The organism is Kerstersia similis (assembly GCF_965139615.1).
GTDB lineage: Bacteria > Pseudomonadota > Gammaproteobacteria > Burkholderiales > Burkholderiaceae_B > Kerstersia > Kerstersia similis.
Genome location: NZ_CBCSIQ010000053.1, coordinates 1 through 1,063, shown reverse-complemented (window position 1 = coordinate 1,063; position 1,063 = coordinate 1). Strand labels below are relative to the sequence as shown.

Here is a 1,063-nt window from a genome sequence, read left to right as displayed (position 1 = left end):
AAACCCACTTAACCCACCCTGACGCCACCATCCTGACACCATGAGCCACCCCCACCCTGGTTCCGCCCTGCCCCCGCTGCTGCAACTGAACGCCGACGCCCTATCTGACGCCCACCTGCGTGAAACGCTGGAAACGCGCAAGGAAATCCACCAAGGAAAATTCCTCCATTTGCGACAAGACACGGTACGCCTGCCTGATGGCAAACTCGCCAGCCGGGAATACGTCGTCCATCCGGGCGCAACCGTCGTCGTCCCGCTCTTCGACGACGGCCACATCCTGCTGGAACGGCAATACCGCTACCCGGTCGGCCAAGTCATCATCGAATTTCCTGCGGGCAAACTCGACGCAGGTGAAGCCCCCTTCACCTGCGGCCGCCGCGAACTACTGGAAGAAACAGGCTACCAGGCGGCAGAATGGGCCTATGCCGGCAAGCTGCACCTTGCTATTGGCTACTCAGATGAAATCATCCACATCTTCTTTGCGCGCGGCCTGGAAAGTGGCGCACGGCAACTAGACGAAGGAGAATTCCTCGACGTCGTACGCTGCCCGATTCCCGAATTCCTGGATGCCTGCCGCACCGGCCTGATCACCGATGCCAAAACCCTGGCGTGCGCCCTCTGGCTGCAAAACGCCTGGGCCGAAAAATGGCAACTCAACTGGCAACCACCCAGCGCATTTAACGTTTGAGCCGCCCCGCAGCCCTATCGCTCAGTCATCCCCACGCCAGCGTTGGCGGAAACCCGATCTCGGGTGGTGGAGCGTGTCGCATCAGGCGGCGTCAGCGGTAGGGCAGCACGCACACGCTGAACCCGCCCGCTGTCCGATCGCTCAGTCATCCTCTACGCCAGCGTTGTGGCGGAAACCCGATCTCGGGTGGCGGGGCATGCCGAAGCAGGCAACTTCAGCGGGGAGACAGGACGTACACGCTGACCCAGCCCGCCGTCTGATCGTTCAGTCATCCTCTACGTCAGCGTTGTGGCAGGCCCCCGGTCTTGGGCAGTGGAGCGTGCCGAGTCAGGGGGTGTCAGCGGGGAGGCAAGGACGCACATGTTTGAGCGAGAC

The 1,063-nt window shown here is 62.2% G+C and carries 1 protein-coding gene; it reads left to right on the top strand.

Annotation, left to right across the window (positions count from 1 at the left end):
- The first annotated feature begins 40 nt into the window (after nucleotides 1-40).
- On the top strand, nucleotides 41-688 hold the full coding sequence (locus tag ACNA1V_RS17370) for an NUDIX domain-containing protein (protein ID WP_415834823.1): 648 nt from the start codon (nucleotides 41-43) through the stop codon (nucleotides 686-688).
- The last annotated feature ends 375 nt before the right edge of the window (nucleotides 689-1,063 follow it).

Coding starts and splice junctions, on each gene's coding strand:
- ACNA1V_RS17370 (WP_415834823.1), top strand. CDS start 41: ATGAGCCACCCCCACCCTGGTTCCGCCCTGCCCCCGCTGCTGCAACTG.